This is a genomic window from Burkholderia sp. NFPP32, from assembly GCF_900119325.1.
GTDB classification, from domain to species: domain Bacteria; phylum Pseudomonadota; class Gammaproteobacteria; order Burkholderiales; family Burkholderiaceae; genus Burkholderia; species Burkholderia pyrrocinia_C.
Genome location: NZ_FPJP01000006.1, coordinates 255,950 through 271,511, shown reverse-complemented (window position 1 = coordinate 271,511; position 15,562 = coordinate 255,950). Strand labels below are relative to the sequence as shown.

General features: G+C 68.5%; 15 protein-coding genes. 10 read left to right on the top strand and 5 right to left on the bottom strand.

All coding sequences use genetic code 11. From position 1 onward, the window contains the following. Positions 1 to 4: 4 nt before the first annotated feature. Complete coding sequence (locus BT264_RS15155; RefSeq protein ID WP_072437764.1) at positions 5 to 1,099, bottom strand: ABC transporter substrate-binding protein; 1,095 nt, start codon at positions 1,097 to 1,099, stop codon at positions 5 to 7. 306 nt (positions 1,100 to 1,405) lie between these two features. Between BT264_RS15155 and BT264_RS15150 the strand changes: the two genes are divergently transcribed. The 10 genes from BT264_RS15150 (at position 1,406) to BT264_RS15105 (ending at position 9,845) form a co-directional block, all read left to right on the top strand. Next, entirely contained in the window at positions 1,406 to 1,753 is a 348-nt protein-coding gene (locus BT264_RS15150) for a RidA family protein (RefSeq protein WP_034184553.1), read from the top strand. Positions 1,754 to 1,765: 12 nt separating this feature from the next. Next, positions 1,766 to 3,010, top strand: coding sequence for a D-amino acid dehydrogenase (locus tag BT264_RS15145; protein ID WP_072437765.1), 1,245 nt, complete (start codon positions 1,766 to 1,768; stop codon positions 3,008 to 3,010). Then, positions 3,007 to 3,798 (top strand): maleate cis-trans isomerase family protein, encoded by a 792-nt coding sequence (locus BT264_RS15140; RefSeq protein ID WP_081938620.1) that lies wholly within the window; start codon positions 3,007 to 3,009, stop codon positions 3,796 to 3,798. Before BT264_RS15145 ends, BT264_RS15140 begins: the two co-directional genes overlap by 4 nt. 79 nt (positions 3,799 to 3,877) lie before the next feature. Then, entirely contained in the window at positions 3,878 to 4,582 is a 705-nt protein-coding gene (locus BT264_RS15135; protein ID WP_072437766.1) for a GntR family transcriptional regulator, read from the top strand. 122 nt (positions 4,583 to 4,704) lie between these two features. Continuing rightward, positions 4,705 to 5,589 carry a glycosyltransferase family 2 protein gene (locus BT264_RS15130; protein WP_072437767.1) on the top strand — a complete coding sequence of 295 codons (885 nt, stop codon included), beginning with the start codon at positions 4,705 to 4,707 and terminating at the stop codon, positions 5,587 to 5,589. A 70-nt stretch (positions 5,590 to 5,659) separates the two neighbouring features. Continuing rightward, positions 5,660 to 6,595 (top strand): dihydrodipicolinate synthase family protein, encoded by a 936-nt coding sequence (locus BT264_RS15125; RefSeq protein ID WP_072437768.1) that lies wholly within the window; start codon positions 5,660 to 5,662, stop codon positions 6,593 to 6,595. A gap of 41 nt (positions 6,596 to 6,636) precedes the next feature. Further along, entirely contained in the window at positions 6,637 to 7,815 is a 1,179-nt protein-coding gene (gene rhmD / locus BT264_RS15120; protein WP_006756437.1) for an L-rhamnonate dehydratase, read from the top strand. A gap of 9 nt (positions 7,816 to 7,824) precedes the next feature. Continuing rightward, on the top strand, positions 7,825 to 8,610 hold the full coding sequence (locus tag BT264_RS15115; protein ID WP_072437769.1) for an L-rhamnose 1-dehydrogenase Lra1: 786 nt from the start codon (positions 7,825 to 7,827) through the stop codon (positions 8,608 to 8,610). A gap of 11 nt (positions 8,611 to 8,621) precedes the next feature. Further along, positions 8,622 to 8,936 carry an L-rhamnose mutarotase gene (gene rhaM / locus BT264_RS15110; RefSeq protein ID WP_072437770.1) on the top strand — a complete coding sequence of 105 codons (315 nt, stop codon included), beginning with the start codon at positions 8,622 to 8,624 and terminating at the stop codon, positions 8,934 to 8,936. Between the two features lie 15 nt (positions 8,937 to 8,951). After that, complete coding sequence (locus BT264_RS15105) at positions 8,952 to 9,845, top strand: amidohydrolase family protein (RefSeq protein WP_072437771.1); 894 nt, start codon at positions 8,952 to 8,954, stop codon at positions 9,843 to 9,845. Positions 9,846 to 9,890: 45 nt separating this feature from the next. Here the strand turns inward: BT264_RS15105 and BT264_RS15100 are convergent, their stop codons facing one another. The 4 genes from BT264_RS15100 to BT264_RS15085 form a co-directional block, all read right to left on the bottom strand. Beyond that, positions 9,891 to 10,598: a DUF3142 domain-containing protein gene (locus BT264_RS15100; protein ID WP_072437772.1), complete on the bottom strand. Its 708-nt coding sequence runs from the start codon at positions 10,596 to 10,598 to the stop codon at positions 9,891 to 9,893. Between the two features lie 7 nt (positions 10,599 to 10,605). Continuing rightward, positions 10,606 to 12,777: a PA5441 family protein gene (locus BT264_RS15095; RefSeq protein WP_072437773.1), complete on the bottom strand. Its 2,172-nt coding sequence runs from the start codon at positions 12,775 to 12,777 to the stop codon at positions 10,606 to 10,608. A 349-nt stretch (positions 12,778 to 13,126) separates the two neighbouring features. Beyond that, entirely contained in the window at positions 13,127 to 14,539 is a 1,413-nt protein-coding gene (locus tag BT264_RS15090; RefSeq protein ID WP_072437774.1) for a 3-deoxy-D-arabino-heptulosonate 7-phosphate synthase, read from the bottom strand. Positions 14,540 to 14,638: 99 nt separating this feature from the next. Then, positions 14,639 to 15,400 carry a 2-keto-4-pentenoate hydratase gene (locus tag BT264_RS15085; RefSeq protein ID WP_072437775.1) on the bottom strand — a complete coding sequence of 254 codons (762 nt, stop codon included), beginning with the start codon at positions 15,398 to 15,400 and terminating at the stop codon, positions 14,639 to 14,641. Between the last annotated feature and the right edge of the window lie 162 nt (positions 15,401 to 15,562).

Genomic DNA, 15,562 nt, shown 5'->3' with positions numbered 1-15,562 from the left:
GCGGCTAGCGCGCGACGACGGATTGCCGGTACACGACCTTCTCGTACGGCTGCACCGTGCGCTGGCCGTCGGCGTCGAAGGCGATCGTGCCGGTCACGCCCGTATACGGCCGGCTGGCCGCGAGCGCCGCGCGCACCTTCGCCGGATCGGCCGATTGGGCGCGATTGATCGCGGCGGCGGACAGCATCGTCGCGTCGTACGCGTAGCTGCCGAACGCCGAGCGCGGCGCCTCGTGGTAGGCGGCTCGATAGTCGGCCGCGTACGCGTCGGCACTTGTGCCGAGCGCCGCGACCTCCAGGCCGATTTGCCCCTGCGCGATCTGGGCGGGCGTGTCGCTCGTGCACATCGTCAGGTAGATCCCGTACCACGGCCGCTGGTTGAGGCGCATCTCGAACGCCTGCCGGTTCAGCGTCGCGGCTTCCTGTCCGTACGCGCTGTACACGTAGCCGTCGGGCTGCGCGCGCGATGCCTGCTCCAGCTCGCGCCGGTAGGTCGACTGGCCCTCGGTGTAGAGCACCGTCGACACGATCGTGCCGCCGAGCGCCTCGAAGCGCTTCCTGAACTCGGCCGCGATGCCCTGGCCGTAGCCGTTGTTCGGCGCGATCAGCGCGACGCGCCGCAGTTTGCGGTCGTACACATCCTGCGCGGCGAAGCGCGCGGACAGGTCGTCGAGCCCGATTGCGCTGAACGAGCCCGCGCCGATCTTGCGGACCTGCTGGCTCGACGAACCGATGTTGATGTGCACGTCGCCCTGACGCACGAGGAACTGCCCGACCGGAATCGTCACCGACGAAGAGAATTCGCCGAGCACGAGCGGCACGCGCTCGACTGTCGCCAGCTTGCGCGCGGCGTCGAGCGCCGTGTTCGCCGTGCCGCCCGAATCCTCGATCTGCACCTGCAGCTTCTGCCCGAGCACGCCGCCTTGCGCGTTGATCTTCGCGACCGCGAGCTCGATCCCGCGCCGCTGGTCCTCGCCGATCGACGCGCTTGCGCCAGTCAGCGGCAACACGGCGCCGACGCTGACGTCGGCGCGCGCAGGAAATGTCGCCCACGCGCCGAGCGCGACGCAGATCCCGAGACTCCAGCAACCCAGCTTCATTTTTGTTCTCCTGAATGCGTGTTGAATTGCGTTTGAAATACAGAAGTGTCGACAGAATCACAGAACAAAAATCGTTGGCAAACACTTTTTGAACGGATGTGGCGAAGTCCGTCAAATGCACCGATGTGCGTAAGAAAATGCCTTGTTTTAAAGCGTTAAATGCACAAAATAAGCGACGGTAAACACCAGCGTCGGGCATCTGCGCCAGACTGGCGCGGCGTCGAATATTTTTGAAAAAAGTGTATACATTTGTGAATATGGATGCTTAGAATTCAACCCACTCGACACGGAAACGGAGGCGGTGCGATGGAGATCAAGCGATATGGCGCAGGCGAACGGATGAGCCAGCTCGTGGTTGCGGGCGGCTTCGCGTTCATTGCCGGACAGGTTGCCGACGACACCGCACTCGACGTCGCCGGCCAGACCCGCCAGATCCTCGACAAGATCGACCGGCTGCTCGACGGCGCGGGGCTCGACAAGCGCCGGATCGTGTCCGCGAACATCTGGCTTGCCGATCACCGGAGCTTTGCCGACATGAACCGGATCTGGGACGCATGGGTGCCGCAGGGCGACGCGCCGGCGCGCGCATGCGTCGAGTCGGCGCTCGCGTTTCCCGAGTACACGGTTGAAATCGCGGCGATCGCCGCGTTCTAGCGGAGGCGAGCGATGAGGACGGTCGTGCTCGGAGGCGGCATCGTCGGCGTGACGACCGCATACTTTCTCGCGAAGGCGGGCGACGAGGTGGTGGTGGTCGACCGGCGCGACGGCGTCGCGCTCGAGACGAGCTTCGCGAACGCGGGGCTGATCGCGCCCGGGCATTCCTATACGTGGGCGTCGCCGCGCGCGCCGAAGATCCTGCTCAAGTCGCTGTTCTCGGACGGGCAGGCGCTGCGCCTCAAGTGGTCGCCGGACTGGCGGATGTGGGCGTGGTGCCGCCAGTTCCTGCAGAACTGCACGGCGGAGCGGTCGCGCCGGAACACGTCGATCAAGGTGCGGCTGTGCCGCTACGCGCAGCAGCAGCTTCAGTCCGCGACCCGCGACGAGGGGCTCGCGTACGACCGGATCAGCGGCGGGCTGCTGTACCTGTACCGGGATCCCGCGTCGTTCGAGCGCGGCGTCGCGAACATGCGGATCCTGTCCGACAACGGCCTGCCGCTCGAGACGCTCGACCCGCGCGCGGTGATCGAGCGCGAGCCCGCGCTCGCCGGCGCGGCGGGCGAGATCGCGGGCGCGATTTACTGCCCGTCCGACGAGAGCGGCGACGCGCATCTGTTTACCCGCGCGCTCGCCGAGCGCTGCCGCGCGCTCGGTGTCGAGTTCCGCTTCGGCGCGACGATCGACGGCATGCGCGCGAACGCGGACGCGGTGGACTACGTGCAGACGTCGCAGGGCCGCGTGAGCGGCGACCGCTACGTGCTCGCGCTCGGCGCATACTCGCCGTTCGTCGCGCGCCGGCTCGGCTACCGGTTGCCGATCTATCCGGTGAAAGGCTATTCGGTCACGCTGCCGATCGACGCGCGCCACGAGCCGCCGACGCTCGGCGGCGTCGAGGAAAACCAGCTCGTCGCGTGGGCAAGGTTCGGCGAGCGGCTGCGCCTGACCGCGACGGCCGAATTCGGCGGTTACGACACGACCCACACGCCGGCTGACTTCGCGCACATGCTGGCGACCGCGAAGGCGCTGTTTCCGAACGGCGCCGACTATACGAAACCGTCGTACTGGGCCGGATTGCGGCCGATGACGCCGGAAGGCACGCCGATCATCGGCGCGACCCGGCATCGCAACCTGTTTCTCAACACCGGGCACGGCCACATGGGCTGGACGATGTCGTGCGGTACCGCGAAGATCGTTGCCGACCTGATCCACGGCCGGCAGCCCGACATCGACATTACCGGGATGACACTCCAGTGAGCGAACTTCTTTCGACCCCTGTGCAGCACGGCGCCGGTTCGTACGCGCGCTTCGGCTTCTCGCTCGATGCGGGCATCGCGCGCCGCGCGGCGATCGGGCTCGTCGTGCTCGCGACCGACCATACGATCGAATACGAATGGCGGCGCGTGCTCGCGCTCGACGGCGTCGCGTTCTACGAGAGCCGGATCGCGAACTCCGCCGACATCACCGCGGAGACGCTCGCGCGGATGGACGGCGGGATCGCGGCGGCCGTCGAGCTGATTCGCCCCGGCGAGCGGCTCGACGTGGTTGCGTTCGGCTGCACGTCCGCGTCGATGGTGCTCGGCGAGGAGCGCGTGTTCGAGCGGATCCGCGAGGCGCGGCCGGGCGTCGCGTGCACGACGCCGATCACCGCGGCGCGGGTCGCGCTCGGCGCGCTGGGTGCGCGCGGCGTCGCGCTCCTCACGCCGTACGAGCGTTCGATCAACGAAGCGATGGCGGCCTACCTGCGCGCGCGCGGCGTCGACGTCGTGCGTGCGGGCTCGTTCGAGCACCGCGACGACAACGAGGTGGCGCGAATCGACCGCGCATCCATCGAGCGCGCGGTGCTCGCGCTGGCCGCCGATCCGGCGGTGGACGCAGTGTTCGTGTCGTGCACGAGCCTTCGGCTCGTCGACGCGCTCGCGGAGATCGAGGCGCGCGCCGGCAAGCCGGTGTTGTCGAGCAATCACGCGCTCGCGTGGCATGCGCTGCGGCTCGCCGGCGTCGACGATCCGGTGCCGGGCTTCGGACGCCTGCTGATGCAATGACGGTAGCAGCACGAGAGGCGTCCGCAGGCCGGTCCATGGCCGATAATGACGGTCGCCGACAGACGAAGGAGGAGGCAAGATGGCAGCGAATTCCGTGCTTGGCGGCCGCGAGGCGCTGGCGCCCAGGCGCGCGGGCCTCACGGTCAACGAGATTTACGAGCAGCTGAAGCAGATGGCCGTGGTGTATACGATCCGGCCGGGCGAGCGGGTCAACGAGCTCGAACTGGCGGAACGGTTCGACGTCAGCCGCACGCCGATCCGGGAGGCGCTGAACCGGCTCGTCGCAGAGAACCTGCTGGTCTTCGTGCCGAATCGCGGATTCTTCATCCGCCAACTGGAAGGGAAAGACGTGTTCGATCTCTTTGAGCTGAGGCGTTCGATCGAGTCGACCGCGGTGATGCTCGCGTGCGAGCGGGCGTCCGACAACGACATCAAGACACTGCGCCGCTTCTGGCGCCAGGTGATGAAGAGCGCGCCGCGGATGCCGTCGTCGGAGCTCGTCCTGAAGGACGAACTGTTTCATCTGGAGCTTGCCGCGCTGTCGGGCAATGCGGAGATCGGGCGCGTACTGCAGGGAATCAACGCGCGGATTCACTACGTGCGATGGGTCGACGTCGACCAGCGGCGCGACGCGGCCTTCACCGAGCATCTGGAGATCCTCGACGCGCTCGCCGCGCGGGACACCGAACGATGCGTCGCGTTGACCGACACGCACATCCGCTGGCGGATGGAGGAAATCACGCGCGTCGTGGCGGCGAGCGTCGTGAAGCTGTACGCAAAATAACGGGCGGTCCGCGGCGCACGCGCGCCCGGCGAGACCGCGCCGACGAGACGCAAGGCAAAGGAGGACGGGCCGCCCGCCTGCCGGTGCGGCGCATCGCCACGCTTTCGTTACGAGGTGCCGTCATGAAACATGGCACGCTGGTCACGCTGTACAAGCCGTCCGCGGCGCAGATCGACCATCTGCTGGGCCTGCCCGCGCACTGTCCGGCCGTCGTCGCGGTCGACAACTCGCCCGTCGTCGATCGCGAACTGCACGCGCGGCTCGCCGCGCACGGCGTCGACGTGGTCGCGAACCACAATCGCGGCGGGATCGCCGGCGCGTTCAACGCCGGTGTGGAATTTCTCATTCGCCGCGGCTGCGACGTATTCTTCATCTTCGATCAGGATTCGACCGTGCCCGCCGATTACTTCGAGCGGATGCTCACGGGGTGCGCGACGGTCGGCGATACGCGCTTCCTGGTCGGGCCGCGCATCTTCAACCGGAACTTCCGGCGCAACCTGCCGCTCTTCACCGTGCGCCGCTGGTCTGCACGGATCACGCCGATCGGCGACGGCGCGCGCGGCTTGCTGCCGTGCTCGGTGATCATCTCGTCCGGCACCGCGATCTCGCTCGACGCGTATCGCGCGCTCGGCCGGTTTCGCGAGGATTTCTTCATCGATCATGTCGACGCCGAGTACTGCATGCGCGCGCAGGCGAACGGCGTGCCGGTGTGCGTGAATGCGGACGTGTCGCTGCCGCACGAACTCGGCAGTCCGTCGGCCCGGCAGCACTGGCCGCGCGTCGAGATCTTCGATCAGAGCGCGCTGCGTCATTACTACGCCGCCCGCAACTGCATCCTGGTCGCACGCGACTACTGGCGCCGCTATCCGGCCATGCTGCTGATCAACCTGATCACGCTGAAGCACGTCGCGTTCATCCTGCTGCATGCGCGCGACAAGCGAACCAAGCTGCACGCGATTCTGTGCGGCGTGACGGACGGGCTGCGCGGCCGGTACGGCCGGGTCTGACCGACTCGCGACGACGTGCGGAATCGCGTTTCATCATTTTTGCAATCCTAAATGAAGTGAGGCCGACAAGATGATTCATGACACGCAGGCAGCTCGCCGCTATACGGGCGCGTTTTCCGTCGCGCCGACCATTTTCACCGAATCGGGCGAACTGGACCTGGAAGGGCAGATGCGTTGCGTCGACTTCATCATCGACGCGGGCGCGGACGGGCTGTGCATCCTCGCGAACTACTCGGAGCAGTTCTCGCTGTCCGACGACGAGCGCGAGCGGCTCACCGGGATGATCCTCGAGCATGTCGCAGGGCGGGTGCCCGTGATCGTGACGACGACCCATTTCAATCCGGTGATCTGCGCGGCACGCAGCCGGGCCGCACAGGCGGCCGGCGCGGCGATGGTGATGATCATGCCGCCGTATCACGGCGCGACGATTCGCTGCGGCGAGGCGGCGATCGGCGCGTTCTTCTCGGAGGTCTCCGATGCGATCGACATCCCGATCATGTATCAGGACGCGCCGATGAGCGGCACGCAGGTATCGGCGGCGTTCCTCGCGCGGCTCGCGCGCACGATTCCGAACCTGCGTTATTTCAAGATCGAGGTGCCGCAGTCGGCGGCGAAGCTGCGCGAGCTGATCGCGCTCGGCGGCGACGCGATCGAGGGGCCGTGGGACGGCGAGGAGGCGATCACGCTGCTCGCCGATCTCGACGCGGGCGCAACGGGCAGCATCCTCGGCGGCGGCTACCCGGACGGGCTGCAGCCGATTCTGGCCGCTTATCGCGCGGGCCGGCGCGACGAGGCGGTGGCCGGCTACGAGAAGTGGCTGCCGCTGATCAACTATGAAAACCGGCAGGCCGGGCTGCTCGCCTGCAAGGCGCTGATGAAGGAGGGCGGCGTGATCGCGTCGGACGCGCCACGGCGCCCGCTGATGCCGCTGCACCCGGAGACGCGCTCGGGCCTCGTCGAGATCGCGCGGCGGCTCGACGCGCTCGTGCTGCGCTGGGCGCGCTGACACGCGCGCATTTTTCTTCTTTCCGATCGAGGAACGTCCCGATGAGCATGCCCACGATACGACACATCCGCGCGCTGACGGTACGCGGCGGCGGCGCCGACTACCACGACCAGGGCGCTGACCACTGGATCGACGATCACATCGCGACGCCGATGGCGCGTTACCCCGAATACCGGCAGAGCCGGCAGTCGTTCGGCATCAACGTGCTCGGCACGCTCGTGATCGAGATCGAGGCGAGCGACGGCACGGTCGGTTTCGCGGTGACGACGGGCGGCGAGATCGGCGCGTTCGTCGTCGAGCGCCATCTGGCGCGCTTCATCGAAGGGCAGCGCGTGACCGACATCGAGAAGATGTGGGATCAGATGTTCTACGCGACGCTCTATTACGGGCGCAAGGGCGTGGTGCTGAACGCGATCTCCGGCGTCGATCTCGCGTTGTGGGACCTGCTCGGCAAGGTGCGCGGCGAGCCGGTGCACCAGTTGCTCGGCGGCAAGGTGCGCGACGAACTGCAGTTCTATGCGACGGGGGCGCGGCCGGATCTCGCGAAGGAAATGGGGTTCATCGGCGGCAAGCTGCCGCTGCATCATGGCCCGGCGGAGGGCGACGAGGGCTTGCGTCGCAACCTCGATGCGCTGGCGACGATGCGCGATCGCGTCGGCGCGGATTTCTGGCTGATGCTCGACTGCTGGATGAGCCTCGACGTGCGCTACGCCACCCGGCTCGCGCACGAGGCGCGCGCTTACGGGCTCAAGTGGATCGAGGAGTGCCTGCCGCCCGACGACTACTGGGGCTACGCGCAGTTGCGCCGCGCGGCGCCGCCCGATCTGCTCGTGACGACGGGCGAGCACGAGGCGACCCGCTGGGGCTTCCGGATGCTGCTCGAGATGGGCTGCTGCGACATCATCCAGCCTGATGTCGGCTGGTGCGGCGGCCTGACCGAACTCGTCCGCATTTCGGCGCTCGCCGACGCGCACGGCGTGCTGGTGGTGCCGCACGGTTCGTCGGTCTACAGCTATCACTTCGTGACGACGCGGCACAACAGCCCGTTCGCGGAATTCCTGATGATGGCGCCGCAGGCGGATCGCGTCGTGCCGATGTTCGATCCGCTGCTGCTCGACGAACCGGTGCCGACGGGCGGGCGGATGAAGGTGCCGGATACGCCCGGCTTCGGCGTGCGGCTCAATCCGGCCGTGCGCACCGAACGGCCCTACACGCACTGAGCCGCCGCGATGAAACTGCTCGAGAACAAGGTCGTGATCGTCACCGGCGGCTCGCGCGGCATCGGCCGGGCGATCGCGCTCGCGTGCGCGCGGCATGGCGCTGACGTGGTCGTCAATTACTGGGCCAACCCGTTGCTGCCGGCGCAGTCGGATCACGCGCTCGACGCGCTGGTCGACGAGATCGGCGCGACCGGCCGGCGCGCGCTCGCCGTGCCGGGCGACATCGCGCGGCCGGACACCGCGGACGAACTGGTCGAGCGGGCCGTCGACGCGTTCGGCCGGATCGACGTGCTGGCGAGCAATGCGGGGATCTGTCCGTTCCACGCGTTCCTCGATTTGCCCGCCGACCTGCTGCGACGCACGATGGAGGTCAACCTGCACGGCGCGTTCCACGTGACCCAGGCGGTCGCGCGCCGAATGGCCGCGCAGGGCGACGGCGGCGCGATCGTCGCGACGAGTTCGATCAGCGCGCTCGTCGGCGGCGGCATGCAGACGCACTACACGCCGACGAAGGCCGGCGTGCACGCGCTGATGCAGTCGTGCGCGGTCGCACTCGGCCCGCACCGGATCCGCTGCAATTCCGTGCTGCCGGGCACGATCCGCACCGAGATCAACGAAGCGGATCTCGCGGCGCCCGGCAAGGCCGAGTACTTCGAGCAGCGCATTCCGCTCGGCCGCCTCGGCGAACCCGACGACGTCGCGGACTGCGTGGTGTTCCTTGCGTCGGACCTGGCGCGCTACGTCAACGGCGCGGCACTTCTCGTCGACGGCGGCCTCTACGTGAACCTGCAATGACGGGGGCGGACATGGAAACGATCGCTTTCCGGATGCGGCTGCATCCCGGGCAGAAGGACGAGTACCGGCGGCGCCACGATGCGATCTGGCCGGAGCTGGCCGACGCGCTGCGCGCGGCCGGCATGGCCGATTACTGGATCTTTCTCGACGACGAGACGGATTGCCTGTTCGCCGTCTTGAAACGCCCGGCCGGGCACCGGATGGCCGAACTCGCGCAGGCCGACGTGATGCGCCGGTGGTGGGCGTACATGGCCGACCTGATGGCGACGGACGGGGACGGGCGGCCGCTCGAAAAACATCTGGAACCGATGTTCCATCTGGCGTGATCGCGGGGAGGCGCAATGCAGGTCGTCGATCCACATGTGCATTTCTGGGATGCCGATGCGTTGAGCTACGGCTGGCTCGACCGCGCGCAACCGGCGTTTTCCGGGCCGGTGGCGGCGCTGCCGCGCGCATACGGTCCGGCCGACCTGCGCGCGGACGCGGGCGGGATCGACATCCTGAAAGTCGTGCACGTCGAAGCGATCCATGACGCGTGGACCACGCCGAGCGAGGTCGAATGGCTGCAGGCGCTGGCCGACACGCCGGCGAGCGGCGGCATGCCCGAGGGCATTGTTGCGGGCGTCGACCTGTCGCGTGCCGACGCGCCTGCGAGGCTCGAGGCGGCCGCCGCCTGCGCGAACGTGCGCGGCATCCGCCAGGTACTGAACCGCCACGCGAACCCCTGGTACAACTACGTCGATCGCGACTATCTCGACGATCCGGGCTGGCGCGACCATTTCGGGTGGCTCGCACGGCTCGGGCTGTCGTTCGACCTGCAGCTCTATCCGTCCCAGGTCGGGGCCGCGCTGACGCTGGTCGACGCGCATCCGGACACGGTCTTCATCGTCAATCACGCGAGCATGTTCGTCGACCGCGACAGCGTGCACGGCTACCGCGCGTGGCGCACCGGGCTGCACGGGCTCGCCCGGCGCGAGAACGTCATGCTCAAGCTGAGCGGGCTTGCGATGTTCGATCACCGGTGGACGACCGAGAGCTTCCGGCCATATGTGCTCGAGGGGATCGACGCATTCGGCGCCGCGCGATGCATGTTCGCGTCGAATTTCCCGATCGACCGGCTGCATGCCGGGTATCCGGCGCTCTGGCGAGCGTATTCGGAGATCATTGCGGGAGCGAGCGATGCGGAGAGGCACGCGCTGTTTGTCGGCAATGCAGAGCGGATTTATCGCATCTGATACTCCGGCACGCGGGCGGGACCAACGTCGCCGCGTTTCCGCCCGCTAGCTGTTGCGCAGGAACACGACGTAGCCGCGGAACCACGGATTCGTCGCGAGGTACGGCGGCGCGTCCCACTCGCCGCCCTGGATCACGCCGATCCGGAACGGCAGTTGCAGCCGCGCGACGCGCGGCAGGTAGGCCGCATAGTCGGGGATCGTGCTGCGCCCCTGGTAGGTCTGCACGACCACCTCGTCGACGATGCCCCTGAGCTGGTTGACCTGGTCGGCATCGATGCGGCTGCTCCAGTCGAGCAGCCCCGTGATGCTCAACCGGCAATCGGCGGGCAAGGTCTCGCGCAGCGTGCGCAGGAATTCGAGGTAGTCCTGCAGATGGCGCGTACGCGCATCGAAGTCGATCTGGATGCCCGCGATCGTGCGGCCCGATGCGCGCCAGCGCGTGAGCTGCGCCAGCATGATCTGCGTGACGCGCGGCGTCCAGCGCAGCGTATGCGCACGGTAGACGAGCCAGACGCGCGCGTTCGGCGCGGGCGGCAGTGCGACGCCCTGCGCGATGACGCGCACCTGCGATTCGTCGCGCGGCGACGCTTCGATCTGCCCTTGCAGCACGTAGACGGCGCGCGCGCCGCTTACGACCGCCTGCGGTTTCACGCCGGCCCACAGCCAGAACGCGTCGTACTGTGCGGGATCGACGGTGCCGGCCGGCACGATGCGTCCGGCCAGCAGCAGCGCGACGCACGCAAAGCGCTTCACGCCGCGCTCACCAGTAGTAGCGGAGCTTCTGCGCCCACGGACTGCCCGGATAGGTGGCCTTCAGCGTATCGAACCAGCGCTTGCGCGTGTTCTTCGGCACGTCCTTGCCGCCGCAGTCGTTGCTGCCCGACGGCGCATAGCACTTGATCGCGCGGTAGAACGCGTAAGCGCGGTCGTTCGGGTTCGCCTGCGCGTCGGCCATCACCGTCGCGTAGCTCGACATCCGCGCGTACGGCTTGCCCGCGAACTGCGACGGCGATGCACCGAGCGTCGGCGGTACGCGCGTGGAGGATGTCGACGACGCGTTGCGCATCCACGGCGGCACCGGATCGCTTTCGAGGCCGGACGCGGGCGGATGAAGGCGCACGAAATCGGCGAGGCAGTTCAGCCCTTTCGAATCGCCGGGGTTTTGCTGAAGCGTCGCGGCGATGTCGCGTGCGGACGGGCACGTGTAGCCGTCTTCGTTCCTGGCGCCGGGCGCGATGAACGGCTTCAACGGATCGGCGGGCGTGCCGGACACCAGCGCGGCGTCGGCGATGAAGTCGGCATAGTGCGAGCGCGTGAGCTCCTTGTACAGCAGCGTGTACAGCGCGGTGTCGCGCAGCGCGCCGCCGGTCGCCTGGTTCTGCGCCTGCGCGCGCAGCAGGTCGGCACCGGCCGTGCTCTGCAGCAGGATCGCCCGGAGCGCGGCGTTCTGCACGGGCGAATCGTCGGCGAACACGTCGTTGACGAGCCCGGCCTGTTCCAGGTTGATCGCGAGCGCGAGTTCCAGCGCTTCGCGCTGGAAGCGGAATTTCGCGAGCGGGATCAGGTCGCGCCACAGCTGGCGGGCCTTGTCGGTCTGGCCGCTGTCCTCCAGCGCGAACGCGCGCAGCGCCTGCTGGCTCAGGCCGAAGTAGTCGAGCGGCACGGCCGGCGTTTGCGGCAGCAGTTCGAGCGCGGCATCCGGCTTGTGCCCGATCTGGACATACCAGGTCGCGAGCAGGTAGTCGTAGAGCGCGGGCGCGTTCGCGAAGCGCGGCTTCTGCGCCTGCAGGTCGTCCAGCGTCAGCGGTTTGTTGCGGCTCGAATCGCTGCTGTCCGACGTGCGCATGCGCAGCAGGTCGACGGTCGCGAGCACGGTCGGCGACTGGATCTGGGCCGCGTCGAGGTCCGACCCGAACAGCAGCTTGCTGTCGAGTTCGTTCGCCAGTTGCATCAGCGGCACGTTCGACGTCGCGGGCGACCAGCGCGCGAGCGCATGGCCGTAGAGGTCGGCCTGCTGCGCGACATTCCCGCCGAGCCACGCGACACGCCGCAACAGCCCCGTCGCGGACACCGCATAGCGCCCCTGCGGATACACCTTCAGGTAGGTGCGAAACACCGTATTCGCGGCGTCGAGCGACACCTTCGTCACGCGAGCGCGCGACGGCGTGGGGCTGTCGTTGTCGAATACATTGGCCTGCGCGGCGTTCAACTGCGCGCGCCCGGCCATATAGAGGCCGGTTTCCTTCAGCCACGGGTTGGCGCTGTGCGATGCGTTCGCGAAGGCCTTGGTCGCGGCGAGGAAGTCGGTGCGATAGAACGCGTTCGTGCCGTCGAGGTACGCGGCGAACTGCTGGCCAAGCGGCGATTTGACCGGCGGCTTCGTCCATGCGGCGCTCGCGCCGCCCGCGGCACAGGTTTTCTGCGCGATGTCGGCGCGCGCTGAGCGCAGGCGCGCGGCTTCGTCGGCGGGGACGCCGGCGGCACCGCTCAGTGCGTCGTTGAACGCGTCCGCGCCGGCGTTCATGCTGCGGCAGATGCTGCCTTCGCCGTCGGCGTACCGGTTCGACGGCGCATCCGCATCCGACCCGCTGCCGGTCTGGTCGGGCTCCTTCTGGCCGATATAGATCCATCCGGAAAAGTCCATCGGGAACGGCACGATGATCTGGTTGATCCGGTCCTTCGCCGGGATCGTCTTCGGGTCCGGGAACACCTGCGCGACCTTGGCGCTGTCGACCATCATCAGCATCGCGTTGATGCGCGTGTCGTTGGCGGGGCTCAGCATCGGCACGTTGCCGCACGAGTAGCCGTTCTGCCGGAGCGTGGCCGGCACGTTGCAACTGTCGTCCGAACTGGCATGAGCGCCGGGGATCCAGAGCAGGCCGGCCGCCAGCGCGGCGAGCAGGTTTCGGTGCAGCGTCGGGTTTCTTCGCATTTTTCTTGTGCTGGGTGGGGCCGCGATGGCCGGGTCTCTCAGGGGGCGTCGTGCCCCGGCGCGTATCGTACCTCACGGGCGGGACGGATAGCGCCGGCGGGTAGTGCGGTCGCGGTGATCAGGCGACGGGCGCGAGTCTGTCGGCCGGACGCGGCGATTGCCGGCCCGGCGAAATGGAAGTCCACTCGGTGTAGACGTAACGCCACCTTGAATCCGGATCGCCTGAATCAAGATTCAGCCGGCAGTTGCGGCCGACGATCGATGGGCCGACGGCGGCCGGCTGGCGGGGTGGACGCTGCCGTTCGGCGTGCTCGCCAACTGAGCGGGCGGCGCGTTGCCGTCGCGCGCATCACGCGTACACGCTGCTCGCGACGCCGTCGTCGGCGACATCGTCGATCGCGGCCCGCAAGTCGTCGATCGCCACCATCAGTTCGCGGACCTGCCGCAGCGACGGGTATTGATGCAACACGGCATGCCATTGCGGCAGCGTCAGCAGCGCGTGCCAGATGACGCCGAGGCCGCGCGGATCGGCGTCCGGCTGCCGTGCGAGCGCGCTCGCGTATTCGAGGCTCGCCTGCGCCGACAGCAACTGCATCCGGCTCGCGGCGCCCAGCAAGCGCGGCGTCGCGTCCGCGGACGCATCGCAGCAATAGAGCACTTCCCGTTGCAGCGCCGCGTCGTCGGTCGTCAACGCGCGCAGCGACGCGCCGTGCACGCGCACCGTGCCCTGGTGCGTCTCGAACGAATAGGTCGTGTCGGGGTCGGCCTGCGCGAGCAGGTTCAGGCCGCGCAGCAGCCGCGGCAAATCGGTCGTCGCCGCATCCGCGGACGCCTTCGCTTCGACGAGGAAGCGGACGTTCCACACGGGCGCCGCTTCATCGCCGCGCGGGCGTTCGAGCAGGATCGCATCCCATTCGGTTTTGGCGCGGTCGTGCCGGCCCGGGATCGACGACGGCACGCGCATCGATGTGACCACACGGTAGGTGCGCCGTTCGTCCACGGCTTCGAGCCTGCCGGCCAACGCGTCGAGCGCCTGCGCGGCCAGCGCTTCGACGGCCGCGCCGCGCCGCTGCGACGCGGCGCCTTGCGCGACCGCGATCGTGCTGCCTTCGAGCGGACCCTGGCGTACCCACAGTGCACGATATCGCCGGACGTGCTCGTCCGACGCCAGCGCATCGAGACGCAGCAGGCGTTGGAGTGCAGCACCATCCTTCAGCTTGACGATGTCCTGCTCGAATGCGGCGTCGGTCGCCATGTCGGGCAACGCGAGCAGTTGCTGCAGCGTCGCATGGAGATCGGCCCACGACGCGGACGTTGCGGCCGCATGCAGCCGCGCGAGCCCGTCGCGTTGCCACGCCTGGGCGCTGCGCTCGAGTTTGGCCGGGTGCGCGATCGCGTTGACGGCCGAGTGCAGCGCGCGCCGATCCTGCTCGGCATGCGCGTGCAACGACGCGTATTCGCGCACGCTCGGCGCGTCGTGCCGCAGCACCGCGGCCTGGAAGGCGGGATCGCCGGATTGCCTGTCCATCGCGTCGCGGATCATCCGTGCGAGCGCATCGATGAAGCACTGCTGCAATTCCGCGCCGGGAGCGTGTCCGTCGCTTCGCATCCGGCGCGCGTCCTCGATCACGAGTGCAAGGGTGGCGGCCGGGTTCGCGGCTTCGGCCGGCAACGACGCGCTGTCGAGCGGCGGCAGCCGGTAACGGCGAGCGACGGTGCGCAGGACTTCGTCGAGCAGGGCGGGAAGCGGCGTCAGCGACATGTCAGGTATCGGGGTGGACGCGGTTCGCGTGATCGGTGTTGAGGCCAGGCGCGATGAGGCTGCCGTCACGCAAGGTCGGGCGGCAGCGCGCGTGACACATTACGCCGTCAACGTCACCGACAAACTGCCGAGCTCGCCGAAGCGGACCGTCAGCGCGTCGCCGAGCGGCACATCGATCGCGCCCGCGTACGAACCGGTCGTCACGATCTGGCCGGCGCGCACCGCATCGCCGCGCGACGCGAGGAAATTGACGAGCCACACGAGCGGCTTCAGCGGATCGCCGTCCGGATGGCGGCCGTCGATCGTGCGGTTCAGCGCACCGTCGAACGACAGCGCCAGCGTCGCGAGCGGCACGTTCAGCCCGTCGCGCACGACCGGGCCGACGCACAGGCCCTGGTTGAACTGCCCGTCGGCCAGCAGCTCGAACTTCGACGCGCGCGCCGGCTCCGCGTAGCGGCAGCCGAGCACTTCGAGCACGATGCGCACCTCGCCGATCGCGCCGCGCACGTCGTTCTCGTCGTATGGCTCGCCGCGCGCGGGCAGGTCGCGATCGAGCACGAACGCGATTTCCGGTTCGATCCGCACGATCGGCCCGCCGACGACGCGGTACGGCGCATCGGCTTCGCGGATCGTCGACGCGAAGATCGGCGCGAGGATCACGCGGTCGGGCGGCGGCAGCGCGCACTTCCATCCGGCGACGGGTTCGCCGAGCAGGTCGGCGACGCGCTGCTGGATCGCCAGCGCGGTGTCGACGTCCTCGGGGCGCAGCGCATCGGGCAGCAGCGGGCCGGGCGAGCCGGCATGGCGGGCGGCGACGAGATGCTGAGCGGCGCCGTCCACGCGTTCGGTAGTCGTTGTCATGTCGGTTGAGCGAGTTGAAAGTGAGCCGGCAAAAAAGGGCCGGACGAAAGTCGTACATTCGATGATAGCGCTTTCGGCGCGATGGCCGCTCGATCCGGTCGCGCATTGGCGGCCCGCGGCCGCCGCACGCCACCCTCGGGATCTCCGCTGGACGATCGGCTC